21 protein-coding genes, 1 tRNA gene and 1 other RNA gene are annotated in these 26231 nt (G+C 44.9%); 21 read left to right on the forward strand and 2 right to left on the reverse strand.

What is annotated here, in order from left to right:
• Positions 1-35: 35 nt before the first annotated feature.
• The 4 genes from MHH50_RS00890 (at position 36) to MHH50_RS00905 (ending at position 3209) form a co-directional block, all read left to right on the forward strand.
• On the forward strand, positions 36-305 hold the full coding sequence (locus MHH50_RS00890) for an HPr family phosphocarrier protein (RefSeq protein ID WP_036687106.1): 270 nt from the start codon (positions 36-38) through the stop codon (positions 303-305).
• A gap of 169 nt (positions 306-474) precedes the next feature.
• Positions 475-1230 carry an SIMPL domain-containing protein gene (locus MHH50_RS00895; RefSeq protein WP_076126857.1) on the forward strand — a complete coding sequence of 252 codons (756 nt, stop codon included), beginning with the start codon at positions 475-477 and terminating at the stop codon, positions 1228-1230.
• Between the two features lie 125 nt (positions 1231-1355).
• Positions 1356-2459, forward strand: coding sequence for a DUF4163 domain-containing protein (locus MHH50_RS00900; RefSeq protein WP_076307318.1), 1104 nt, complete (start codon positions 1356-1358; stop codon positions 2457-2459).
• Positions 2460-2570: 111 nt separating this feature from the next.
• Positions 2571-3209 carry a GDSL-type esterase/lipase family protein gene (locus MHH50_RS00905; protein ID WP_076126860.1) on the forward strand — a complete coding sequence of 213 codons (639 nt, stop codon included), beginning with the start codon at positions 2571-2573 and terminating at the stop codon, positions 3207-3209.
• An 89-nt stretch (positions 3210-3298) separates the two neighbouring features.
• On the opposite strand, the gene clpP is transcribed toward MHH50_RS00905, so the two are convergent.
• Together clpP and MHH50_RS00915 are read right to left on the reverse strand one after the other, a co-directional pair.
• Positions 3299-3895 carry an ATP-dependent Clp endopeptidase proteolytic subunit ClpP gene (clpP, locus tag MHH50_RS00910; RefSeq protein WP_036687113.1) on the reverse strand — a complete coding sequence of 199 codons (597 nt, stop codon included), beginning with the start codon at positions 3893-3895 and terminating at the stop codon, positions 3299-3301.
• Between the two features lie 193 nt (positions 3896-4088).
• Positions 4089-4163: transfer RNA gene (locus MHH50_RS00915), tRNA-Arg, on the reverse strand.
• 268 nt (positions 4164-4431) lie between these two features.
• Between MHH50_RS00915 and MHH50_RS00920 the strand changes: the two genes are divergently transcribed.
• The 17 genes from MHH50_RS00920 (at position 4432) to MHH50_RS01000 (ending at position 26205) form a co-directional block, all read left to right on the forward strand.
• Entirely contained in the window at positions 4432-5484 is a 1053-nt protein-coding gene (locus tag MHH50_RS00920; RefSeq protein WP_076126862.1) for a sugar-binding domain-containing protein, read from the forward strand.
• Between the two features lie 113 nt (positions 5485-5597).
• Positions 5598-6608 carry a type I glyceraldehyde-3-phosphate dehydrogenase gene (gap, locus tag MHH50_RS00925; protein ID WP_036687120.1) on the forward strand — a complete coding sequence of 337 codons (1011 nt, stop codon included), beginning with the start codon at positions 5598-5600 and terminating at the stop codon, positions 6606-6608.
• 116 nt (positions 6609-6724) lie between these two features.
• Positions 6725-7906: a phosphoglycerate kinase gene (locus MHH50_RS00930; protein ID WP_036687122.1), complete on the forward strand. Its 1182-nt coding sequence runs from the start codon at positions 6725-6727 to the stop codon at positions 7904-7906.
• Positions 7907-7932: 26 nt separating this feature from the next.
• Positions 7933-8685, forward strand: a complete 753-nt coding sequence (tpiA, locus tag MHH50_RS00935; RefSeq protein WP_076126864.1) for a triose-phosphate isomerase — start codon at positions 7933-7935, stop codon at positions 8683-8685.
• A 1-nt stretch (position 8686) separates the two neighbouring features.
• Complete coding sequence (gene gpmI, locus MHH50_RS00940; protein WP_076305439.1) at positions 8687-10231, forward strand: 2,3-bisphosphoglycerate-independent phosphoglycerate mutase; 1545 nt, start codon at positions 8687-8689, stop codon at positions 10229-10231.
• A 73-nt stretch (positions 10232-10304) separates the two neighbouring features.
• Positions 10305-11591, forward strand: coding sequence for a phosphopyruvate hydratase (gene eno / locus MHH50_RS00945; RefSeq protein WP_036687130.1), 1287 nt, complete (start codon positions 10305-10307; stop codon positions 11589-11591).
• 231 nt (positions 11592-11822) lie between these two features.
• Positions 11823-12056: a preprotein translocase subunit SecG gene (gene secG / locus MHH50_RS00950; RefSeq protein WP_076126868.1), complete on the forward strand. Its 234-nt coding sequence runs from the start codon at positions 11823-11825 to the stop codon at positions 12054-12056.
• Positions 12057-12410: 354 nt separating this feature from the next.
• The gene (gene rnr, locus MHH50_RS00955; protein WP_340034573.1) at positions 12411-15170 is read left to right on the forward strand and encodes a ribonuclease R; all 2760 of its coding nucleotides are present in this window, start codon (positions 12411-12413) and stop codon (positions 15168-15170) included.
• Between the two features lie 859 nt (positions 15171-16029).
• Positions 16030-16509 (forward strand): SsrA-binding protein SmpB, encoded by a 480-nt coding sequence (smpB, locus tag MHH50_RS00960; RefSeq protein ID WP_036687155.1) that lies wholly within the window; start codon positions 16030-16032, stop codon positions 16507-16509.
• Between the two features lie 201 nt (positions 16510-16710).
• Positions 16711-17075: a transfer-messenger RNA gene (ssrA, locus tag MHH50_RS00965) on the forward strand.
• A 298-nt stretch (positions 17076-17373) separates the two neighbouring features.
• Positions 17374-17736, forward strand: a complete 363-nt coding sequence (locus MHH50_RS00970) for a hypothetical protein (protein WP_076126889.1) — start codon at positions 17374-17376, stop codon at positions 17734-17736.
• A 407-nt stretch (positions 17737-18143) separates the two neighbouring features.
• Positions 18144-18509 (forward strand): hypothetical protein, encoded by a 366-nt coding sequence (locus MHH50_RS00975; RefSeq protein WP_076126891.1) that lies wholly within the window; start codon positions 18144-18146, stop codon positions 18507-18509.
• Between the two features lie 792 nt (positions 18510-19301).
• Complete coding sequence (locus MHH50_RS00980) at positions 19302-19715, forward strand: hypothetical protein (protein ID WP_340033849.1); 414 nt, start codon at positions 19302-19304, stop codon at positions 19713-19715.
• On the forward strand, positions 19679-21382 hold the full coding sequence (locus MHH50_RS00985; protein WP_340033850.1) for a hypothetical protein: 1704 nt from the start codon (positions 19679-19681) through the stop codon (positions 21380-21382). The genes MHH50_RS00980 and MHH50_RS00985 overlap by 37 nt, the downstream gene beginning before the upstream one ends.
• Positions 21379-24057 (forward strand): S-layer homology domain-containing protein, encoded by a 2679-nt coding sequence (locus tag MHH50_RS00990; RefSeq protein WP_340033851.1) that lies wholly within the window; start codon positions 21379-21381, stop codon positions 24055-24057. The genes MHH50_RS00985 and MHH50_RS00990 overlap by 4 nt, the downstream gene beginning before the upstream one ends.
• A 349-nt stretch (positions 24058-24406) precedes the next feature.
• Positions 24407-24613, forward strand: coding sequence for a hypothetical protein (locus MHH50_RS00995; RefSeq protein WP_175620007.1), 207 nt, complete (start codon positions 24407-24409; stop codon positions 24611-24613).
• A 284-nt stretch (positions 24614-24897) separates the two neighbouring features.
• Positions 24898-26205, forward strand: coding sequence for an aminoacetone oxidase family FAD-binding enzyme (locus MHH50_RS01000; RefSeq protein ID WP_340033852.1), 1308 nt, complete (start codon positions 24898-24900; stop codon positions 26203-26205).
• Positions 26206-26231: the final 26 nt, after the last annotated feature.

A 26231-nucleotide genomic window follows, 5' to 3' on the forward strand; every position in this document is an offset into this window, starting at 1 on the left:
TTTTGGGGAGAACTCAATTAGGGGGTAAGCGTTTCATGACAAAGCACCCGGTAGTTGTTCGGTTGAAGACAGGGCTTCATGCCCGACCGGCAGCATTGTTTGTGCAAGAAGCTAACAAGTTTTCGTCGGAGATTTTCGTGGAAAAAGATGATAAAAAAGTAAATGCTAAAAGTATTATGGGGATTATGAGCCTCGCTATCAGTTCCGGCACGGAGATTTACATTAGCGCGGACGGTGCGGATGCCGATCAAGCTGTAAACGCTTTGACAAGTCTGGTCAGCAAAGAAGAGCTTGAGAACCAATAATAGGAAGACAACATCGTTTCTGCTAGGAAGACTTTATTTATCGCATGACCAAAAGCCCTTCGGGGCTTTTTTTAATACCAAAAAATAGATGGAGAACGTGCAACATTTACCAAAAAGACTCGTCTAGAGGATAATAACAAATCACAAGAAATGAAAGGGGCTGGCAAATATGAAAGGTTTATTGAAGAAAATTGGTTCAGTGATGATCGTAGGGAGTTTGTTAATTGGAGGGATCAGCATGAGTGGTGTTTTCCAAGGTCCTGCAAAGGCTTACGCAGATGAAGTGCAGAAAAATGTCGTTAGTGTAGTAGGTAAAGGCGAATTGTCCCTCAAGCCGGATATCGTATACTTGTCCATCGGTGTGGATACTACGGCCACAACTGCGCAAGAAGCGCAGAAGACCAATGCCGCTAAAATTCAGAAGATTATGACTTTACTGAAGAATACTTGGAAAATTGCAGATAAAGATATTCAAAGCACGCAGTTTTATGTGCAACCCAATTATAGTTACAGCGAAAAAGAAGGACAGCAAGTGAAGGGGTACAACGCCAATCATACGCTGTTAGTGTCTTATAGAGATCTGACCAAGGTTGGTGAATTGCTGGACGCTGCATCTGCGGCAGGGGCGAATAATATCGGAAATGCACGTTTTTCTGTGGAAGATACTTCTGCATTTGAAGCTCAGGTGATTGAAAAAGCGATGGCGAATGCAGATGTTAAAGCAGGGGCTATTGCTAAGGCAGCTAAACGCAGCTTGGGTCAAGTGATCACGGTCAGCCAAAATGATGGCGATATCACTCCGGTTTATTTTGAACAGAATCTAAAAATGAATATGGCTGCAGCAGATGCTGGTGCAAGCACATCCGTGCAACCCGGAGTAGTTAAAGTTACAACTCAGCTGAGCGTAATGTATGAATTGAAATAGTATCAGAACAAGGTGAATGCAGAGAGGAGAGGTGTCTTCCACTAGTAATAGTGGGGGGCGCCTCTTTTTTTGTGTAAGTTCTCTACGATTCTGTTTAATAAATTGGAAAGGAGAGGAAAAATAAGATGATGAATATTATTTCAAAAGAATCAGCACGCAAATGGGGCATAGGTCTGATGTCAGCAGGTTTATTGTTTGGTGGAGGTCTGCTGCCCAGCGAAACGGGTTATGCAGCAGCTAGTAAAACGGAGAATATAGCTATTGATTCGCGTATCGTTTTAAAGGCAAACGGGATAAATTCGTTGCAGGAAGGTATTTTGAAGGAAGGACTGGCCTGGATTCCCCTAACTTTTATGCGAGATGTGTTGGGATTACCGCTTGTGTATGATAAGAAGGAAAATGCGTACATGATTGGAAAAGGATCGGCCAAGGCCAAGTTGATGTTATCCAGCTACGGTACTTCTGTGTGGGTGAACAACTATTTCATTCGAGAGTATGAAGGGAAGTTAATTAATAATCGCCTCTATGTTCCATCAGGATTGTTAAATGATTATATGGGTTATAAGGTAGATTGGAGTCGGGCCGCCAGTATGCTGAATGTGGTGAACAGACCGCAGAACGCGCTGACGGTAACCACGGAAACTTATGCTAAAGATCGGGCAGAAGCTTTTATTCAGCTTGATTATCCGAAGATCAGTGGATTGGGCAACTCCAGTGCGCAACAAGCTATTAATAATACTTTGAAGGAAAGTGTTATGAAATTCGCGGCGGGTGCAGAACAGGATATCTCCGATCGAGATGGAGCAGAGCCCAAATACACCTATGATTCAGGTTATGTAGTGACCTACAATCAGAATGGTGTGATCAGCATAGTGATGCATCAGTATAGTGATACGGGCGGCGCCCATGGAATGACTAACCGTGAAGCCTTCACCTTCTCGCTTAAGGATGGTAAGCGTCTACTGTTGGGCGACCTGTTTGGAGCTAATCCAAACTACAAAAAACAGCTGAATGCAAAGCTGAGCAAGCTACTGAAGGCAGAGGATAGTTATTTGGGAGGATTCAACGGATTGAATACGGAGAAATATTTCTATCTGAAGGACGACAAGGTTGTTCTGTTCTTCCAATTATATGAGTACACAGCGTATGCTGCAGGCTTCCCTGAGTATACTTTTAGTTTCAAAGAGCTTTTGCCGGATGGCAGTAGCCCGTTTGCTGGCATGAAATAAATGGAAACTCTTCGTCTCCGCTAATGTCGGCACAAGACATCTCCCCCTTACCAGAGTTGTCTCTTGTTCATATGCTAAAGGGAGTAACTAGTTTATGAACGGGGGAGAGCTATGGGCTACCAATATACTGCAATTGGCGATTCCTTGACGACTGGATTTGGTGCTCTGCCAGGTAACGGTTTTGTTCCGGTGTACCGTAGAATGGCAGAAGGGAGACTGCGGACTACTGTAGCCTCTACGAATTTAGGCGTGAACGGAATGACTACTTCAGAGCTGGAGCAGAGGCTGCGCGGAAATTCCATGATGCGTGAAGCCGTTCGAGAAGCCGATATCATCACTGTGTCTATCGGTGGTAATGATTTGATTCACGCGGCCAAATCAGCAGCAAGACAGCAAGGCAACTTATCCGCAGAACTGCGCAGATCGCTTCAGGAATGCAAACAAAATTTCTCTGCAATTATGAATATCCTTATACAATTGAAGGCGAGGACGCGTAGACCTTTTATCATTAGAATTGTGGGATTATATAACCCCTATCCTCAGGTGGTTGGTGCGACAGAGTGGGTCAGGCAGTTTAATCAATACGCAGCACAGTACAGCAGCCGAGTATGTGGATTTGCTTCGATTTACAGTGAGTTCGCAGGAAATGAGAGAGGGCTGTTATCCATTGATCATTTGCATCCGAATGGCCGGGGTTATCGCGTAATTGCCGAGAAGCTGGATGCGCTAGGTTATGGCGGGCTGGCTTAATTGGATTTAGGTCTTCTATAAAATATAAAGAGGCTGTGCTCTAACCATAACGGATAGAGCACAGCCTCTTTATATTTTTACTTTATAGCTTACACACCGCTAGGCAATGTCTTCTCGATTACTTTATCTACGATACCGTATTCAGCCGCGTCTGCAGCAGTCATGAAGTAGTCGCGATCTGTATCCTTCTCAATACGTTCTAGAGGTTGGCCCGTACGTTCTGCTAGAATACGGTTCAGCTTATCGCGCAATTTGAGGATGCGGCGGGCACGGATTTCAATGTCCGTTGCTTGACCTTGAGCACCACCCAGAGGCTGGTGGATCATGATCTCGCTGTTAGGCAGTGCGAAACGTTTGCCTTTGGCGCCAGCGTTTAGCAGGAAAGCTCCCATGGAAGCTGCCATACCCACACAGATGGTGGAAACGTCTGGTTTAATGTACTGCATTGTATCAAAAATAGCCATACCTGCAGTAATGGAACCGCCTGGGCTATTCACGTAAAGGTGAATGTCCTTGTCAGGATCTTCGGCAGCCAAGAACAGCATTTGTGCGATGATAGAATTGGCTACCACGTCATTAACCTCCGTTCCAAGGAAAATGATGCGGTCCTTCAGCAGGCGGGAATAGATGTCATAAGCGCGCTCGCCGCGGTTGCTCTGTTCTACTACCATAGGAATATAACTCACGTGGAAAACCTCCTTGATATTGGTTCTTCAAATGTATTCATTTTTACTCTTGCCGTATTACCCACATGATAAACAAATTCAAACAAAAAGTCAAAGAAAGTCAAACTTATATTCAAAAAAAAGAGCCGACAAGCGGCTCTTTGGTTAAGTAGTAGTATAGGCACTACTAAATTATGTGCAAAAATGAAATTAATGGCGCGCCCGCCAAGAATCGAACTTGGATCTCAGGCTTCGGAGGCCTACGTCATATCCATTGGACCACGGGCGCAACAAAAATGATTATAATACAATTTTTACACAATTGCAATGTAATATTAATACTGGACAAGCGCTCTAGGGACAGGCATCGGGCGCTATATCTTTTTCTGACCTTATTAATGTATAAGAAGACAAGCGCTTGAGAATTCTACTCTCGGAAGACTTGCGCTTCGAGCAATATTTGGTTAGAATATGGGTGGGACTTAAAAAGTTTACCCGGGACGTTTTGAGACCATGAACAAGGGAATAGAGGAAGACGAAGTTGCAGGAGTGAAAGTATGCGTAATTTATTAGATATCCAAAAGCAGCTTCTGCCTGATCTCATGGAAACCCTTAAGAGACGGTACACGATTCTTCATCAGATCATGCTGTCCGATATTATTGGGCGCAGAACGCTAGCCGCTTCGCTAGATATGACTGAGCGGGTACTGCGTGCCGAGACGGATCTTCTGAAATCGCAAGGGCTTATTGAGATCGAGAGTGTTGGCATGCGCATTAGCGCTGCTGGACGTAGACTGCTTGATTTGCTAGAGCCGGTTGTTAAGAGCCTATTTGGTCTGGATGAGCTGGAAGAGAAAATTCGAGCAACGTATGGTCTGGATAAAGTTATTGTAGTACCGGGTGATTGTGAGTCATCGCCGTTCACCAAACGAGAGCTTGGCCGAGCGGGTGCGAAAGCGCTGCTGAGTATACTTCGCGCAGATGATACAGTTGCCGTCACAGGTGGATCGACGCTTGCCGATATGGCTGATCAACTGGCACCGCCGTTGTCCCTTTCCTATAAGAACGCTTGGTTTGTTCCGGCGCGTGGAGGATTAGGAGAGAGTATGGAGATTCAAGCCAACACGATTGCCTCAACCATGGCAAAGCGAGTTGGAGCCAACTACCGGTTGTTGCATGTCCCTGATTTGCTTAGCGGGGATGCATACCAATCGCTGGCACTTGACTCTAATATTGGAGAGATTGTACAAACCATCCGTAGTTCGCGTATTATTGTACATGGGATTGGGGATGCCATTGAAATGACCCGCCGCCGCAAACTGGACGAGGCTACAGTCTCGGAAATCCAGGGTGAAGGGGCAGTGGCCGAATCTTTTGGCTATTATTTCAATGAAGAGGGTCAGGTTGTCCATACCATGCTTACGATGGGTCTACGTCTAGAAGATATTATCCGGACAGAGAAAGTCATCGGTATTGCAGGAGGCAAACCCAAGGCCAAAGCCATTCATGCCATGCTGCGTTTCGGGCAGGAGAATATTCTCGTCACGGACGAGGCTGCTGCAGTAGAAATAGGCAAGGAAATTGACAATCAACTACAGCTATCTTCGTAGTTTTTAGATTGCAGGCAATAACATACTTCTTGCATCATACTTAACATTGTTGTCATGACAGACCTCACCGTCTGTTTTGAATAAATAAAACGAATTCTAGGAGGAACTATTCAATGAGTGTAAAAGTTGGAATTAACGGTTTTGGACGTATTGGACGCCTTGCTTTCCGCCGTATTCAAAATGTAGAAGGTATCGAAGTGGTAGCAATCAACGACTTGACTGACGCTAAGATGCTTGCTCATTTGCTTAAATATGATACAACTCAAGGTAAATTCCAAGGTGATGTTGAAGTGCATGATGGCTTCTTCAAAGTCAATGGTAAAGAAGTTAAGGTTCTTGCTAACCGCAACCCTGAAGAATTGCCATGGGGCGACCTAGGCGTTGATATCGTACTTGAGTGCACAGGTTTCTTCACAACTAAAGAAGCAGCTGAAAAACACTTGAAAGGTGGAGCTAAGAAAGTAGTTATCTCCGCTCCAGCTACTGGCGACATGAAAACTGTCGTTTACAACGTTAACGATGACATTCTTGATGGTACTGAGACTGTTATTTCCGGCGCATCTTGCACAACTAACTGCCTAGCTCCAATGGCAAAAGTACTGAACGACAAGTTCGGTATCGTTGAAGGCTTGATGACTACAATTCATGCTTACACTGGCGACCAAAACACTTTGGATGCTCCACATGCTAAAGGTGACTTCAGACGCGCTCGTGCAGCAGCTGAGAACATCATTCCTAACACTACTGGTGCTGCTAAAGCAATCGGTCTGGTTATTCCAGAACTTAAAGGTAAATTGGATGGTGCAGCTCAACGTGTTCCAGTTGCAACTGGTTCCCTGACTGAACTTGTAACTGTTCTTGATAAGAGCGTTACTGTTGAAGAAATCAACGCAGCAATGAAAGCAGCTTCCGATCCAGACACTTATGGTTACACTGAAGATGAAATCGTATCTTCCGACATCAAAGGTATGACTTTCGGATCCCTGTTCGATGCTACACAAACTAAAGTATTGACTGTTGGCGACAAACAACTGGTTAAAACTGTTGCTTGGTATGACAATGAAATGTCCTACACTGCACAATTGGTTCGTACTTTGGAGAAATTCGCTAAAATCGCTAAGTAATTGACTTGATATAAGCAACATCTATAGAGCGGAAACAGAAATTCCTTGTTTCCGCTCTTTCTAAATGTATTTCTTGTTTCCTGCTAGAAACAATTTTGGGTGTGGAGGAATTAATCATGAACAAAAAAAGCGTCCGTGATGTAGAAGTAAAGGGTAAGCGCGTATTTGTACGCGTGGATTTCAACGTACCTGTAGAAGACGGTAAAATTACTGATGATACTCGTATTCGCGAAACACTTCCAACCATTAAATATTTGATCGAGAACGGTGCAAAGATCATTCTTGCGAGTCATATGGGTCGTCCTAAAGGCGAATTCGTAGATTCCATGCGTTTGACTACTGCTGCTGAACGTCTGTCCGAGCTCCTTGGCAAACCAGTAGCTAAAGCTGACGAAGCAATTGGCGAAGCTGTAAAAGCAAAAATCGCTGAGCTAGGCGAAGGCGACGTACTTGTACTTGAGAATGTTCGCTTCTACCCAGGTGAAGAGAAAAACGATCCTGAACTGGCTAAACAATTCGCTGAATTGGCTGATTTGTTTGTTAATGATGCGTTTGGTGCGGCTCACCGTGCACATGCATCGACAGAAGGTATCGCTCATTTCTTACCAGCTGTATCCGGTCTTTTGATGGAGAAAGAATTGTCCGTTCTTGGTAAAGCTCTTTCTAACCCAGAACGTCCTTTCACTGCGATCATCGGTGGTTCGAAAGTTAAAGACAAGATTGATGTTATTGATAACTTGTTGTCTTTGGCTGATAACGTCCTGATCGGCGGTGGATTGTCTTATACATTCACTAAAGCACAAGGCTTTGAAATCGGTAAATCACTAGTAGACAACGACAAACTTGACGTTGCTCTTGGATTCATCGAAAAAGCAAAAGCACTTGGTAAAAACTTCATGCTTCCTGTTGATGTTGTTGTTGCTGATAAATTTGGTGCTGACGCTAACACTAAGATCGTTGATTACAATGAAATCCCAGAAGGTTGGGAAGGACTTGATATCGGACCTAAGACTCGTGAACTTTATGCCGATATTATCAAGAACTCCAAGCTGGTTGTCTGGAATGGACCTATGGGCGTATTCGAAATCGATAAATTCGCTGAAGGTACACTTGCAGTAGCAAAAGCTTGTGCAACTACTGAAGGTTACACTGTTATTGGTGGCGGAGATTCCGCAGCAGCAGCAGAGAAATTCCACCTGGCTGATCAAATGGATCATATCTCCACTGGTGGCGGTGCATCCCTTGAGTTCATGGAAGGCAAGGCGCTTCCTGGCGTAGAAGCACTGAACGATAAGTAAGACCTAAGAAGGAGGCAACATAAGTCATGAGAACACCTATTATTGCAGGTAACTGGAAAATGTTCAAAACAGTTCCTGAAGCAGAAAGCTTTATTGCTGAAATTAAAGGCAAAGCAGAAGTAGAAGGCGTTGAGACTGTAATCTGCGCTCCATTTACTAACCTGCCTGCACTCGTAGCAGCTGCAAAAGGTACTGACATCAAGATTGGTGCACAAAACCTACACTTTGAAGATAACGGTGCTTACACAGGCGAGATCAGTGGTGTAATGCTAAGTGATCTTGGTGTGGACTATGTTATCATTGGCCACTCTGAGCGTCGTGCTTATTTTGGCGAAACGGATGAAATCGTGAATAAGAAAATGCATGCTGCATTCCGTCACGGAATTACTCCTATCGTATGTGTTGGCGAAAAGCTCGAAGAGCGTGAAGCTGATCAAACTAAAGCAGTATGTAAAGTACAAACTGAAGCTGCATTCCAAGGTCTTAGTGCCGAGCAAGCAGCAAAAGTTGTTATTGCATACGAACCTATCTGGGCTATTGGCACAGGTAAATCTTCCACTTCCCAAGATGCTAACGAAGTTATTGCTTACATCCGCAGTCTTGTAAAAGATCTGTATGATGCAGCAACAGCTGAAGCTGTTCGTATTCAATACGGCGGCAGCGTGAAGCCTGAGAATGTAACTGAGTACATGGGCCAAAGCGACATCGATGGTGCGCTTGTTGGCGGTGCCAGCTTACAACCGGATTCCTTCGTTCAATTGGTTGAGGGGGCGAAGTAAGATGTCAGCTCCAAAACCCGTAGCTTTGATCATCATGGATGGTTTTGGTTTGCGTGGAACGACAGAAGGTAATGCCGTTGCTCAAGCCAACAAACCTAACTATGACCGTTACCTGAAACAATATCCTAACACTACACTCACTGCTTGCGGTGAAGCTGTAGGCCTTCCGGAAGGGCAAATGGGCAACTCCGAAGTAGGGCATTTGAATATTGGTGCAGGCCGGATCGTTTATCAGGATTTGACTCGTATCGATAAATCGATTCGCGAGGGTGAGTTCTTCGATAACGAAACCCTGGTTAGCGCAGTTAGAAATGCTAAGAACACTGGCAAAAAGCTTCACCTTTATGCGCTTGTATCCGACGGAGGGGTACATAGCCATATTAACCACCTGTTTGCTATGCTTGACCTGGCTAAAAAAGAAGATATGCATGAAGTGTATATCCATGCTTTTATGGACGGTCGTGACGTAGCTCCTGATAGTGGGAAGAAGTTTGTCCAAGATCTAGTAGCTAAAATCGAAGAGGTTGGCGTGGGTACAATTGCAACGGTGTCCGGACGTTATTACGCAATGGATCGTGATAAACGTTGGGAACGTGTAGAGAAAGCCTACCGTGCTATGGTTTATGGTGAAGGCCCTAAATACACGGATGCTGTGCAAGCCATCACTTCATCTTATGAAAACTCGGTATTTGATGAATTCGTTGAACCTAGTGTAATTGTAAACAGTGAAGGCAAACCTGTAACGGCAGTAGAGAGCGGCGATTCCGTCGTATTCCTCAACTTCCGTCCTGACCGTGCTATTCAATTGTCACAAGTGTTCACGAATCAAGATTTCCGCGGTTTCGATCGTGGTCCTTTGTTCCCGCAAAACCTGCACTTCGTATGCCTAACTACTTTCAGCGAAACGGTACAAGGTTATGTAGCCTATTCACCGAAGAACCTGGATAACACATTGGGTGAAGTGCTTGTTCAACAAAACAAGAAGCAACTGCGCATCGCGGAAACTGAGAAATATCCGCATGTAACCTTCTTCTTTAGCGGTGGACGTGACGAGGAGCTTCCTGGTGAAACTCGGATCTTAATCAACTCTCCTAAAGTGGCAACCTATGATCTTCAACCTGAGATGAGCGCATACGAAGTGGCTGCAGCCTGCGTAGCGGAAATCGAAGCGGAAAGACAGGATGCTATCATTCTTAACTTTGCCAATCCTGATATGGTTGGACACTCCGGCATGCTGGAACCAACAATCAAGGCTGTAGAAGTGACGGATGAGTGTGTAGGTAAAGTAGTGGATGCGGTTGTTGCCAAAGGTGGCGTTGCCATTATTATCGCTGACCATGGTAATGCAGATATGGTATTTGACGAGAACGGTCGCCCGTTCACAGCTCATACAACCAATCCTGTTCCGTTCATCGTGACTACTGAGAATGTTGTATTGCGTGAATCCGGTATTCTTGCAGACGTAGCACCAACAATCCTAGATTTGATGGGACTTCCGCAACCTGCGGAAATGACCGGACAATCCATGATTGCTAGCCGTAAGTAAGGTAAGGTATAACGCCTTTGATTTTAAGCTATACAAGTAAGACCAAAACAATGTTAAAAGGAGATTAACTTACATGACTATTATTTCTGATGTATATGCTCGCGAAGTCCTTGACTCCCGTGGTAACCCTACTGTAGAGGTTGACGTTTATCTGGAATCCGGTGCTAAAGGCCGCGCTATCGTTCCTTCCGGCGCTTCCACTGGTGCTCACGAAGCTGTAGAACTTCGTGATGGCGACAAATCCCGTTACATGGGTAAAGGCGTTCTGAAAGCTGTTGAGAACGTAAATGAAATCATTGCTCCAGAAGTTATCGGTATGGACGCTCTTGACCAAGTGGGCATCGACAAATTGATGATTACTTTGGACGGAACTCCTAACAAAGGTAAATTGGGCGCTAACGCAATCCTAGCTGTATCCATGGCAGTAGCTCGTGCAGCTGCAGCAGCTTTGGATATTCCTTTGTACGTATACCTGGGCGGATTCAACGCTAAAACTCTACCAGTACCAATGATGAACATCATCAATGGTGGTGAGCATGCGGACAACAACATCGACGTTCAAGAGTTCATGGTTCTTCCTGTAGGAGCTCCAAGCTTCAAAGAAGCTCTTCGCACAGGTGCTGAAATCTTCCACAACTTGAAATCCGTACTTCAATCCAAAGGTCTGAACACAGCTGTAGGTGACGAAGGTGGTTTCGCACCGAACCTTGGTTCGAATGAAGAAGCAATCACTACAATCATCGAAGCTATTGAAAAAGCTGGTTACAAACCAGGTGTTGACGTATTCTTGGGTATGGACGTTGCTTCCACTGAGTTCTACAAAGACGGTAAATACACCCTTGCTGGCGAAGGTAAATCTTACACTTCCGCTGAGTATGTTGACCTTCTTGCTTCATGGGTTGAAAAATATCCTATCATCACAATCGAAGACGGTATGTCCGAAGACGACTGGGATGGCTGGAAATTGCTTACTGAAAAATTGGGCGACAAAGTCCAATTGGTTGGTGACGACTTGTTCGTAACTAACACTGAGCGTCTTGCAACAGGTATCGAAAAAGGTATCGGTAACTCCATCTTGGTTAAGGTTAACCAAATTGGTACATTGACTGAAACTTTTGATGCTATCGAAATGGCTAAACGTGCTGGTTACACAGCAGTTATCTCCCACCGTTCCGGTGAATCCGAAGATAGCACAATCGCTGATATCGCTGTTGCGACTAATGCTGGTCAAATCAAAACAGGTGCTCCTTCCCGTACAGACCGTGTTGCTAAATACAACCAATTGCTTCGCATCGAAGATGAGTTGGGTGAATTGGCTCAATACAACGGCCTGAAATCCTTCTACAACCTTAAAAGATAATCTGCTTTTATAGCAGACTTCGAAGACCCGCCGTTATGGCGGGTCTTTTTTATGATTTGAAGAAGATAGACTTTAATAGGTTTATCCTTATCTTGCAAGAAAAGCTACGACTTAACAGTCTAAGCTGTTGTATTACCGACAGCGCTATGATAAAATAAGAATACTGTTTATGTATCGTGATAACCTAAATTACCATAGATAGTGATGCTTAGGCGTAGGAGGTGGAAGTGAATGGATATCTTTTTGAAAGTTGTGCTCCTGATTTTTTCCGTCGGTCTTATTGCGGTCGTTCTTCTGCAAAAGGGGAAAAGCGCGGGTCTTTCCGGTGCCATCTCTGGCGGTGCTGAGCATCTCTTTGGTAAAACAAAAGCTCGTGGTATGGAGCTTGTACTACAACGTGTAACTGTTGGACTTGCTGCTGGTTTCTTCATCATGGCGATTCTAGCTGCTATTTTAATCGACTAAAAGATCTACCGTAAGCCCTCGCTCTGTTCTAAATGGAATAGAGCGGAGGCTTTTTTGTTATATTAAAAGGAGTTAAAAAGCACCTAAGGGTGCTTTTCTTTTCATATTCGCAAAGAAAAAGGTTGGATCGATAGGAAGTAAATCTGAAATTGGCATGGATGTATTTCAGCAGTTAAAGGAAATTTTGTACTGTGTTAACCTTTGGATGACAGTAACAGGGATGCGCAGGATTGATTTCGTGTATACTAGGGTATGAAGTAGTAAAGGTAAAATTTACTTGGCATTACTGCAGGGCAGGACAAGATATACATATTTGCCAGCGGCTTGAAGCCGCGGAGGGCTGGGGTGACGAACATGATAACACAAGAAATATTACTCGATTTCATGCGGGAAACTGCATATAAACCAATGACTTATGAAGAGCTGGTGAGTCATTTTGCTCTAGAGGATAGTGAAGGGTTTAAAAAGTTCGAGGAGCTGCTGATTGAATTAGAGCAGGATGGAAGAATTGTATTGACCCGTACTGCACGTTATGGCGTGCCAGAACGGATGGATTTGCTGCGTGGACGTTTACAAGCACATGCGAAGGGTTTTGCTTTTTTAATCCCGGATGATCGTGATCATCCTGACGTATATATCCATGCAAATGATCTTAAGGGAGCTATGAATGGCGATATCGTTCTGATTCGTATTACCTCTAAAAGTCCGTCCGGCGGACGTATGGAAGGCGAAGTAGTACGTATTGTAAAACGTGGCGTGTTGCAGACGGTAGGTGTTTTTCAAAACCTGGAGACCTATGGTTTTGTGCTGCCTGATGATAAGCGGATTAATCGTGATATTTTTATTCCGAAGCAATCCTTTAAAGGGGCTGTAGATGGTCAAAAGGTCGTTGTGCGTATTGTGAGTTATCCGGAAGGCCGAGCAGCGGCAGAGGGTGAAATTATTGAAATTCTCGGACATAAGGATGATCCGGGTGTTGATATTCTTTCCATTATCCGCAAACATCAATTGCCTGAAGCATTTCCAGCTGAAGTGATGGATGAAGCCGATAGTGCTCCTGATTCAATTACAGAAGAGGAGATTGCGGAGCAAGGAAGACGCGACCTGCGTGGACTGAACATTGTTACGATTGATGGCGAAGATGCTAAGGATTTGGATGATGCGGTAAACGTACAGCGCTTGGAGAATGGACATTACAAGCTGGGCGTCCATATAGCAGACGTAGGTTATTATGTGCGTGAAGGCTCTGAGCTGGATAAAGAAGCCTATGACCGCGGTTGTAGTGTGTATTTGGTAGACCGGGTTATTCCGATGTTGCCGCACCGTCTATCGAACGGGATTTGCAGCTTGAATCCACAGGTAGACCGGTTAACAATGTCCTGTGAAATGGAATTTAACGAGCAAATGAAGGTTGTGAAGCACGATGTCTTTACGAGCGTGATTCGCACCAAAGAGAGAATGACTTACTCCAATGTTCGTAAAATTCTCGAAGATGAAGATCCAGAGCTGCTGGAACGTTATAGTCCACTAATTGATGATTTCCGCCTCATGAAAGAATTGGCGATGAAGCTGCGCGATGCGCGGATGCGCCGGGGTGCGGTTGATTTTGATTTTGAAGAGAGCAAAATCATCGTCGACGAGAACGGCAAGGCTGTAGATATCGTGAAGCGTGAACGTTCTGTAGCGGAGCAGATTATCGAGGAGTTTATGCTGGCGGCAAATGAAACGGTTGCTGAGCATTTCCACTGGTTGAAGGTTCCGTTCCTTTACCGGATTCACGAAGATCCAGATCCAGAGAAGCTGCAGAATTTCATGGCTTTTGCGGCCAATTTCGGATATCACGTCAAGGGTCGTGGCAATTCGGTTCATCCACGTGCTTTGCAGGATTTGTTGGAGCAAATCCAAGGCACAAAGGAGCAGACGGTCATTAGTACGATGATGCTGCGTTCCATGAAGCAGGCAAAGTATGATGCGGAGAGCACGGGCCATTTCGGACTGGCTGCGGAATACTATTCTCACTTTACTTCTCCAATTCGCCGGTACCCCGATCTGGTCATTCACCGCGTAATGCGTGAAGTGATTGAGAATGGAGGGGCACTGACCCAGAAACGGCATGATTATTTGTCTAGCCGGATGCCTGACATTGCTCAGCAGTCCTCGGAACGCGAGCGTGTGGCGGTAGAAGCTGAACGCGATACGGAGCAACTGAAGAAAGCAGAATACATGCAGGATAAAGTAGGCGAGGAATTCGAGGCTATGGTCAGCAGTGTGACCAGCTTCGGAATGTTCATCGAGCTGGATAATACCGTCGAAGGTCTTATTCGTCTCAGTGCAATGAGCGACGATTATTATCACTTCGACGAAGGTCATATGGCGCTTATTGGCGAGCGCACATCGCGTGTGTTCCGCATTGGTGACGAGGTGAAGATCCGAGTCGCCAAAGTAAATATGGATGACCACACGATCGATTTCGAGTTGGTCGACATGAAGCCACGCGCGCCAGGTGAGCACCGCGGCGGTGGCTTTGCAGGCGGCCGCGGAGGCAAGGGCGGCCGTTCGGGCGGCGGCTTCATTAAGCCGGCCGGGAGCAAAGGCGCCGCGGGCAAGGGACGCGGCGGTAAAGGTAAGCCCGGCGGCGCTGCTGCAGGCGCGGGCAAGGGCAAGCCGGGCGCAGTTGTGCGCGCCGGCGAAGGGCCGCGCGAAGCGGCCGGTGTTGGCGCAGCGGGCGGACGCGGTAAGCGGAAGCGCGGGCGCGAGGCCGAGGATGCGAGCCGGGTAGTTGCTGCGCCGGGCGCAGAGCGCGGAGGCGAAGCCGGCGGCAACGCAGGCGCGCCGCGTGAGCGCAGCGGCGGGCGAGGCCGCGGCGGAGACACCGGGGTGCCGGGTGGACGCGGCATCAGCTTCGGCTTTGGCTCAGGCAAAGGCGGATACGGCGCTCCTGCGTCCGACGCCTCCGGCGGCGAAGCGCGGGGCGTGGATGGCAGCACGAAGTTCCGCAGCCGCGAGGATCGCGGGGGAACTTTGGCGGTGGAGAAGGCCGTAACGGCGCTCCTACAGGCAAAGGCCGCCGCAAAAAGAAAACCAAAGGCGGCGTGTTTATCGGCCAGTCCGTGACACCAGGCAACGTAGAGACGTCTGAGCAAGTCACTTCTAAACGGAGTGACAATAATGGCGGCGCTCCAGAAGGAGCACCACGTAAGCGTAAAAAGAAATAAATGACGGTTATGCGTTGCATAACTCTATAACGATACTAAGCACCGTCCCTCTTGGGGGCGGTGCTTTTTAACTCATAACAGGCTTGGTTAATTGCATTATGTGCAGTTAAATTTGGGTTATGTAGTAAAAGTGGCAGTTAGTTGCATTTTGTACATCTAAATCTGATGAGTTACCTCTAATTGGTTTGATTTTTGCTTTTTTAGCTGCAGAAAGTGCAACTAATCAGTTTTTTGGCGGTGATAAGGCTTAAATAGTTGCACGAAATACATTTATATAGAAAAACGTAGGTGATAGCAAAGTGGATAGGTAGAGGATAGGTGCAGTATAGGATAGGCACAGTATAGGTAAAAGCGGCACTATTTGAATAGGCGTCGAATAGATGTATATCCAAGTAGGGGGAAGCGGATAATTGAGAACAATAGGTAATAAGTAAATAGGGTAGATGGATATAGATATGTAAGAGATTAGTGGATAACTATCTGTTAATTAAGGCGCACAAGCAAAAGGCTAACCTCGCTATTTTCTAAAAAAGTCCAGATCAACTCAAATTAATGTTTTTTGTAACAAATGCTAGATATTGGGTAATGTTACTGACAACTATATGACAAATTAGGTGAGGTATATTTGGTTGAAGGTTCCTTGCGCTCACTTGATTCCATTTGTTACAATATAGATCAGACGTTCGATGGCTGTGTCGTTTAAGATTAGACAGACATGGTTATTTTAACTTATGAATATGATTCAAGGAGTGATTCTCATGGGTAAAAAAGCAGACGGGAAAGTACTCGCCCAGAACAAGAAAGCTTCCCATGATTATTTTATCGAGGATACTTATGAAGCTGGCTTGGTGCTGACGGGTACAGAGATCAAGTCGCTGCGTAATGGCCGCGCTAATATTGGAGATGCTTTTGCTACGATCCGCAATGGTGAGATTCAGATTCACAACATGCATATCAGCCCTTTTGAACAAGGTAACCGTGCCAATCCTACTGATCCCACACGCACACGTAAATTGTTAATGCATAAGGAGCAAATTCATAAACTGCTGGGCTTGTCCAAGCGAGATGGGTTTACGATTGTGCCGCTTAAGATTTATGTGCGGAATGGCTATGCGAAGCTGCTGATTGGTCTTGGTAAAGGTAAAAAAGAGTATGACAAACGTGACTCGGCTGCCAAGCGAGATGCTCAACGTGATATCCAGCGTGTACTGCGTGATAAGCAAAAGATCGCCAGATAATCTGGGAGAACTAGACGATTCAAAGGAGTTCCAGTTTCAACCTTCAATTCCTTTAACCCACGTGTTAAAGTGTTGATAAATGTGCTATACTGAGTAAGTAAGTTAGTTATTGCTTCGTTACAGTTTTCTTGAATAAGAAGCTGTAGATTGGATCTCTCTTGCTTGGAAGATCCGCTTGATCCGAAGCGCCCTTTTTAATGAGGGGCCGTTCTTGGATTCGACGGGGATAGTTCGAGCATGAGTAGCGAGTAGTGGGGACGCGTCCGCTTCATCAACGCTAAAGCCTATTAAACGGCAAACAACAAAACAACTACGCTTTCGCAGCCTAAGAAACTGTGCGCGTGCTTCTACTCTGCATCGCCCATGTGACAGGGATAGGGGCTAACAAATAGTGGGATACGCTGTCTCATCTCCGCCTGCGGTGAGCTGAAGAAGACAATCAGGCTGACCCAACGTATAGCTTATTACGGGGCGATACTCGGGTGACATCAAAACTGTGACTACACTCGTAGAAGCTTATGTGCCGTTATCTTCGGACAGGGGTTCGACTCCCCTCGGCTCCATATGGAGTATTAGAAAAAGCGACCTTTAGGGGTCGCTTTTTTGTATCCTCATAATTAAAGTTAGGCCATGCTTTTTAATGATTTCAGCCAATTCCTCAAATGTGTACTTGTGGTTTATCATGTCTACTATGAGGTCTTCGGAATGTTTGGTATGCATATTTTTAAACTGCAAAAGATTTCTCTACCACCACGAATACCGTCCTCATGAGGATGGTTCCCATACTATTGTTAACGATACCCTTTTGCAAAGTTTCTTTGTTATAATTATTATAATAATCTCTTCATTGGCTGGTGATTATGAATGAGTGAAAAATTTTGGTTAGTAGTACAGTATCCTCTAAAAAGTGAAAAAGGAAGCCAACGTGATAACTGGTTAAGAGATAAAGTAATGGAATACCTGGACATATCTCTAATAGATGCTAACTTAGGTTGTGTTGATGGCTTTGATATGGGCAAATGCATTTCCGACCCAAAAAAATATGCTCTTAATATATTTTGTATCATTACGGAAGAAGAACGTAGTATAGCCTTGGTAAAGAGAGTTTTAAGAGATAGCAGGCTTGATTATACTCGTATAAAAATTGCTACAATGCCCTATGGAAAAGAAGAAACATATAGTCTTAAATTTTCCTATAAAAAGGGTGTTACCGATTTTTCGCTATAGCACAGTTTTGAGTTTAGAATTACAACTACACCGTAAAACAATTTTCTGGCGGGAGTCATGAATTTTGTGACATCAAAGCTCTGACTACACTCGTAGAAGCTTATGTGCCGTTATCTTCGGACAGGGGTTTGACTTCCCTCGGCTCCATAAGAGGAACCCGCTGAGATAGCGGTTTTTTTGCTGTTTAGTGATTGAATTGTAGACCGAATGCAGACAAGGAATTATGGGGAACTAAAAGTATTTATTTTTGTAGACATGTTGTCTACATCTAAAATTAGATCATTCACTTTGAAGTTAATATTTGTGGCACATTTTCCGAAACTACATCTATAAGAGCTCGAACTGATATAAGATTAGATTATGGCATTAAGCACTCAAAAGCAAAAATATTCGGGGGAATTACTATTATGAGTTTCACTATTGATTATGTTAAAAATAAAAACAGAATTATTGTAACATCGGACGGTATGGAAGTTGAGGATGCCTTTGCGTACGCAGAACAATTTCCGAAGATACTGAAGAAAACTAAGCGAGGGTTTACAGGTATGACTGTAATCACTGGTGGTCTGGTATTTAAGCAAGAGGTGATGGCAATTCTTGCTCCAACTGGTGAAGATGCTGTGAAAGCTGGAATGTCCACAAAACACAAATGGGTGTATGTTGCGCCTACGGCGTTCTACAAAACGCAAATGAATCGTATGTTTAAAGATATTGCAAACTTGTACGAATCGATAGAAGAAGCTGAAGCGTATCTTGATTCTGCAGGGAATTAGCAACTTCTAAAAATTAAAAGGATCCAGCCATCATCTGTAGCGCCAAAGGTACTTTCTGCGTATTGAAGAAGCACTGTGAAAAACCGATATATTCAGGATTAACTTATATAAATGGATCACTATACTAAGGAGTTATTCCTATGACCAGTCTCCTTAATCAGAATGACTTATCAAATATTGGTTAGAATGCTTCTAGGATGACATCAAAACTGTAAGTAGACTCGTAGAAGATTATGTGTCATTATCTTCGAACAGGGGTTCGACTCCCCTCGGCTCCATTTGAAAGACCCGCTGATTGATATTATCCCCTTCAAGTAGACACTCAAAAAAACCTTCATGTTATCATGTAGACTTGAGTGCCACTTGGAGGGGATATTTTTTATGGCTAAAAAAGGTCAAACATTTCAGAAGTATACAGAGGAATTCAAATTAAAGGCGGTCAGAGCGTATTAAGAGGGTTCATCGAGCTATAAGGAGGTAGCTGAACGAGAAGGGATACGTAACTGTTCTCAACTGATTGAACACACATGAGGCCAGTTTTTTCGTTCTCTAAAGTATACCTAAATAGGATGAATAATAACTGGTTAAATTTACAAATTTGTCATGTGACAATAGTGATGACAGCAGTAACTATTCTCTCAAATGCTGGAATTATATAATGGATAGATTACATAGACAAGATAGGCTTCGTAAGGCTATTGTCTATAAATTTTTATTTTGTATTATTTATTTATAATGTAATTATATTACATAAAGTATTATATTGATATTTATATGAAATGGGGAGAAACATTGAGAGAAAGAATTCTAACTCTATTCATGACGATTGCTATTCTATTCACGACAATCACACCCGGGTTGGTACCGAGTGCTGAAGCAGCAGGAGGCACAGTTACAAAGACCTATACAGCAACTGCTGATACGATGCAATTAAATGGTCAAGCGGAATATAACGGAATCTATGATAATGACGGAGATGGTTATCTATATGTCGGCATGAGCAATAATGACGGCTTCGTCAATGTGCGCAATAGAATGGCCGCATCTTTCAATTTAGGTGCTCCAGAAGGGACCATTGTATCAGCAGAGCTGGTTGTGACGGTTGTTACTGTATTAAGAGTCCCGAATCACACGCTGTACATGGAGGCAAGGGCTCTGCTGCGAATAGTTTGGACCATAATTTTAATGGTACCTTCCCCTTCGTAGATGTGAATAGCCCTTTTTCAGATAAATTTACGGCGAAAAGCACTGCGGAAGTGCCGATGGGCACTTATCTTCAGGATCAATCGATTACTTTCAATGTTAAGAGTGCTGTCGATGCCTTTACGGGTGGTTCTGATCGCACAGTAACTTTTACACTTAACGGCAATGAAGCAGATGCAGACAGCGGGAGATTTTTATTGTATTCCTTAGAAGCTTCAAATGCTGCATTTCGCCCGAAGCTAGTCGTTACTTATGAGACCGGACCGACGAATACCCCGCCTACGGGCTCTTTCAAAATTGCGGAGGGAACAGCGACAAGCGCCAGCACAGTCAATCTATCCGTAACAGGTTCAGATCCTGATGCAGGTGATAGTGTTACCCATATGAGATTTGCGAATAGCGTTGCTAATTTATCGGCGGCATCTTGGTTGCCTTTCAGCAATACAGCAACATTCAGTCTAAGTGGAGGGGATGGGGCGAAGAACATCTATATGCAGGTGAGAGATTCCAACAATGCGATATCTGCCAGTTCTTCTCAGATCATTCTATTGGATCAGACAGCACCAACAGGTGCACTGATTATTAATGATGGTGCTGCATGGACGAAATCAGAGATGGTCACTTTAAAAGGAACCTATACGGATGGAAGCGGCTCAGGAGTTGAGCAGGTGCGTCTCTCCAATGTTAATGGGACTTGGCAGACCAGCTGGTTCAGTATCGCTGATCTGAACGGGAGGTCATGGGTCCTTCCGGCTGGACAGGGAGTCAAAAACGTATATGTACAATATAAAGATAGAGTTGGTAATTCGAGCAACTCAACTATTAGTAGTACAATTACAGTAGATACAATAGCTCCTGTTATTACAAATGTAGTGAATAACATAGTATATAATAGCAAAGTTAATCCTCTATTTTATGAAGGCAGCGGATTGCTTAATGGGAGTCCCTATACCAGTGGTACAGACATCACCCAGGATGGAACGTATACACTGATCGTCACCGATCAAGCAGGCAATAGTGCGACGGTGGTTTTCAAGGTTGATACGATAGCACCTACCGTAACGGGAATAGCGAATGGTGTAATATACAACACAATCAAAACGATTACCTTTAACAAAGGAACCGCGACTTTAAACGGAGCTGCTTTTGTTAGTGGTGCACAGGTTTCACAAGATGGTGTGTATACCCTGATTGTAACGGATACAGCAGGCAATGTAACAACGATTAACTTTGAGATAGACACAACAGCACCTAAAATTAAAGGGGTAAGCGAGGGCGGGGTTTATAAGTCGGTAACTCCCAGTTTTAATGAAGGAACAGCGCAGCTGAATGGAACTGCTTATATGAGCGGTACAAGGATTGATCAGGATGGTGTGTATACGCTGGTTGTAACCGATACAGTAGGTAATGTAACAACGGTTAACTTTGAGATCGAAAATGTGGCGCCAATTGTTACGGGAGTAATGGAGGGCGGAATTTATATATCGGTAGTTCCTAGTTTTAATGAAGGGACAGCGCAATTGAATGGAACTGCTTATACAAGCGGTACAAAGATTGATCAGGATGGTGTGTATACGCTGGTTGTAACCGATGCAGCAGGCAACGTCACGATGGTGAAATTCATCATTGACAGAACCGCTCCAACCGTCACCGCGTTGTTTACGGGGTGAGCTACAACACCGACAGAACGATCACTTTTAACGAAGGTACGGCAACGTTGAACGGAGATCCATTCGCAAGTGGCGAGACCGTTTCCGCTGAAGGCGACTATACACTCATTGTGACCGATGCGGTGGGCAACGTTACGACAGTCAGCTTTACGATCCACAAAATCCTACCAACCGTTACTGGGGTTGTTTACGGATCGAGTTATAATACCGACAGAATGATCACGTTTAACACGGGAATCGCAACATTGAACGGAGATCCCTTTGCTAGCGGATTTGAAGTCAGTGCCGAGGGCGACTACACACTCATCGTAACGGACGCGATGGGCAACGTTACAACCATTGCATTCACGATCGATAAAACGGTCCCGATCATTAGCGGTGTGACCGACGGCTCTATCTATAACACGAATCAATCGATTACGTTCAATGAAGGTACGGCGACCTTGAACGGAGATCCATTCGCAAGTGGCGCAACGGTTTTTGCCGAAGGTGACTATACGCTTGTGGTGACGGATGAGGCGGGTAACGTTACGACGGCCAACTTCATCATTGACAGAACCGCTCCAACCGTCACCGCTGTTGTTTACGGGGTGAGCTACAACACCGACAGAACGATCACTTTTAACGAAGGTACGGCAACGTTGAACGGAGATCCATTCGCAAGTGGCGAGACCGTTTCCGCTGAAGGCGACTATACACTCATTGTGACCGATGCGGTGGGCAACGTTACGACAGTCAGCTTTACGATCCACAAAACCGGCCCAACCGTTACTGGGGTTGTTTACGGATCGAGTTATAATACCGACAGAATGATCACGTTTAACACGGGAATCGCAACATTGAACGGAGATCCCTTTGCTAGCGGATCTGAAGTCAGTGCCGAGGGCGACTACACACTCATCGTAACGGACGCGATGGGCAACGTTACAACCATTGCATTCACGATCGATAAAACGGTCCCGATCATTAGCGGTGTGACCGACGGCTCTATCTATAACACGAATCAATCGATTACGTTCAATGAAGGTACGGCGACCTTGAACGGAGATCCATTCGCAAGTGGCGCAACGGTTTTTGCCGAAGGTGACTATACGCTTGTGGTGACGGATGAGGCGGGTAACGTCACAATGATTTCTTTCACAATTGATCGAACAAACCCGATTATAACCGGTCTAACTGTAGGAATAAGCAACTACACCAGTCCGTTGACGATTGGATTTAATGAAGGTACCGCTACATTAAACGGTCAGCCCTTCACAACCGGAACGAGAGTTATATCTTCTGGCAACTACACGCTAGTCGTCATCGATGAAGCAGGAAATCAGACGTTTGCCACGTTTACGCTGAATATCTCGACTCCTGAATCCGGTTCAGGTTCAAGCTCAGACCCAAGTACAAGCTCAAGTACAAGCCCAATTCCAAGCTTAGGGCTAGAGATCGAGATCAATGGAGTTAAACAGAAGGATTTAGCCAAAGAAACAACTGCTGTTATGAACGGAAAGAAAGTGACAACGGTAACCATCGACGAGAAGAAATTATCGCGTTACCTCGATTCCTTACCCGATAAGCCAGTCATTAACATACCGGTCCATAATGATTCAGATCGTGTTCTTCTGCTCTTAAACGGTCAGCTTATCACAACACTGAATGACCGAAACGCAGTTATTCTAATTCAAACGGAGCTTGGTTCCTATCTTCTAGCTGCCAACCGGATCGATTGGAGTCTTGTCACGAAGCGTTTCGGTTCGGAGGATGCACTGCGAAACATGGTGATTCAAGTCGAGATTACCAATGTACCAGAAAGCGATATCGTGCAACTTGCTAATAGTATAGGGAAGGCAAGACTCTTGTCGCCGCCGATTGATTTCAACATCACAGCAGCACATGGCGGTAAGACGATTGAGCTCAACAAGTTTCTTAGCTATGTCGAGCGGACGATTGTCATTCCCAATTCAGCAGATGATCACAATAAAAATATAACGGGGATTACGATGACGAAGGATGGAAACATCGTGCCGGTACCTACCCGAATGATGAGGGAGAACGGCAAGACCTTTGCTGTCATTTATAGCCTGACAAATAGCGTCTATGCCGTTATAGAGAATGACAAAACCTTTGCGGATATTCAGAATCATTGGGCGAAGTATGATATCGAACAAGTAGCGTCCAAGCTGATCGTCCAAGGTGTCACTGAATCGAGCTTTCAACCGAACAAGCAAATTACCCGAGCTGAGTTCACGGCGATGTTGGTCCGGGCTCTCGGATTACACACGGTTGATCAGCCTACTAGCTTTACTGACGTCAACAGCGGGCAATGGTATTACGAAACGGTCTCCATTGCGGAAGGCTACGGGTTAGTTACGGCAAGTAACAACAGCCAGTACACTCCCAACGAGAAGCTAAGCCGAGAAGAAGCAATGGTGTTGCTGGGGAAAGCCATGAAGCTTGCTGGGATGGATACAGCGATTTCCGATAGCGAAGCCGCTCAACAGCTTAGCACATTCAAAGACCATCATTTGCTCGACTTGTCTGCAAGAGCGGCAGCTGCACTTAACGTTAAATACGGAATTATCATAGGCAATCAAGGACAGCTTACGCCGAACAATGTCATTACACGTGCCGAAGCTACCGTCATTTTACAACGCTTGCTCGAAGCGGCCAAACTGAGTTCGTAACAGCAAGAACCTTCAACCACAAGCTAAGTGGTTGAAGGTTCTTTTTTGTGTATATTTAGAGGAACTCGTCATGCATTACCTCGTGATCACCCATTACAAACTCCTGCTCAGCCGTTATTTGCCCCTTCTAGATTTGATCGTACTTGCGAAGTTTGTAATTAACCGCTTCGAACGCTTCGTCTAGGTCTTGTTGTCGTTGCAACTCTTTTTTATGCTACTCAAGGATCGCCTTTCTTTATAGGAGAGTTTGTTTTCCTTGAATGGCTACATCAGTGTAATAAAGATGCTTCCAAAGGCAAAGTTACGGATATGTCTACCGCAAGCTCTTATGCAGTGAATCTAATTAAAGATGAAGCAGAAGCTAGTATTATCAATGGGAAGAAGAATGGCGTATTTGATCCGCTGGGCAATGCCACACGCGCATCGATACGCTGACCAAGGAATGATCTTAAACTATGCTACCTCGCCGAACATCCGAATCATCACACGGCGGCGAATTGTGGATTTGTACAGCCATGGCTCGGCTCCATATGGAGTACTATTGAAGACACCATGAAAGGTGTCTTTTTTCATATTTTCAGAATATGATCTGGACTATGCGTGGCGGTTCAAAAAAATGAGTATCTTGCTAGATCCAGTATCTTTCGTATGTGGAATTAAAGATTGCAGTGAAGAAGGTGTGAAGAAAAATTTAAGGTTCTATATAGGGATAAAAAAGGCAAACCTAGGATAGGAAGAGTTAATAGGGAGATATAAATGAAAACCAGTATACTTATGCTATAATTTAATAAAGTGACTCTGTGTTTTAGAAAAATTGGATAAAGGATGCATTGACCAACCATGTATGAGAATCAGACTTCTATGCACCACAAGCTGTTTATTATCGGCGCAGGTGCTGCCGGACTAATGGCCGCCGTTACTGCGCGTGATATGGGTATCGATACTGCCATTCTGGAGGGTAACGACCGGATTGGAAAGAAGATATTAATGACAGGTGATGGCCGCTGTAACATTACGAATGAATCCACTGCGACGGGTACGGATGAAGCAATTGCTTTATCGCACAAGTATCACAGTAATCAGGCCGGATTTCCACTTGCGGTATTGCAGCAATTTGGCATCCGTCAGACTATAGATTTTTTCTCCTTACTCGGGCTTCCACTTACAAGATTGAAGGAGGGCTTGATGTATCCAATGTCGCTGCAGGCAGCAGCGGTGCTGGATATTTTCCAGCTTGCGCTGGAGGATCGGAATGTTCCGGTATACCTCAATAACAAAGTGTTGGATGTTACTGTTTCGAAGAATCATCCGCGCTTCAAGATAAAATGCCAAACGGAGACAGAGGAGGAGGTTGTTTATACTAGCGACTATCTACTTCTATCTGCGGGTGGCCTTGCCGGTCCAAATGCGGGAAAAGAACCTCCTGGGTATACACTTGCCGAACGTCTGGGGCACACCCTGATTGAGCCTTTGCCGGCCATTGTGCAATTGAAGCTGCAATATCCGAATATGAGGGCACTGTCCACTATCAAATCTCAGGGACAAGCCCATATCATTGTGAACGGTAAAGTCATCTGCAGTGAACAGGGTGAAATTGCCTTCACGGATTATGGTATTACCGGCCCGCCCATTCTTCAGCTAAGCAGAAAGGCAGCGTATCATCTTGCAAGAGGAGAACAGGTAACATTGTCGGTTGATCTGATGCCGGGCCGCACGGAGGAAGAGTTAGTTGAGTTTTTAGAAAGGCTCTGGGAGACCTTTGGACACCGGACTGTGGCGGATTGCCTTGTTGGCATCTTCAATAAGAAGCTTGTTTCTGTCCTACTAAAAGAGACTGGCTTAGATCAACAGCCAGAGCTGCTTTGCCAGGATCTATCGATGAAAACCAAGGGGAAATTTTATCGAATCTTGAAGCGTTGGGAATTTAAAGTGACGGATACCAATGGCTTTACGAATGCGCAAGTGACAGCCGGCGGCATTGATACGTCGGAACTCATCGAAGGAACGCTGGAATCCAAGCTGGTGCCTGGGCTGTATTTGGCTGGCGAAGTGATGGATGTCGACGGAGATTTCGGCGGCTATAACCTGCAATGGGCCTGGAGTTCCGGATATGTGGCCGCCATGGCGCTAGCTAAGTCAATTCAATAAATTTATTAGGAAAAGGGATGCATCAA

It is taken from the genome of Paenibacillus sp. FSL H3-0302, from assembly GCF_037982245.1.
In the GTDB taxonomy this organism is placed as follows: domain Bacteria; phylum Bacillota; class Bacilli; order Paenibacillales; family Paenibacillaceae; genus Paenibacillus_AQ; species Paenibacillus_AQ odorifer.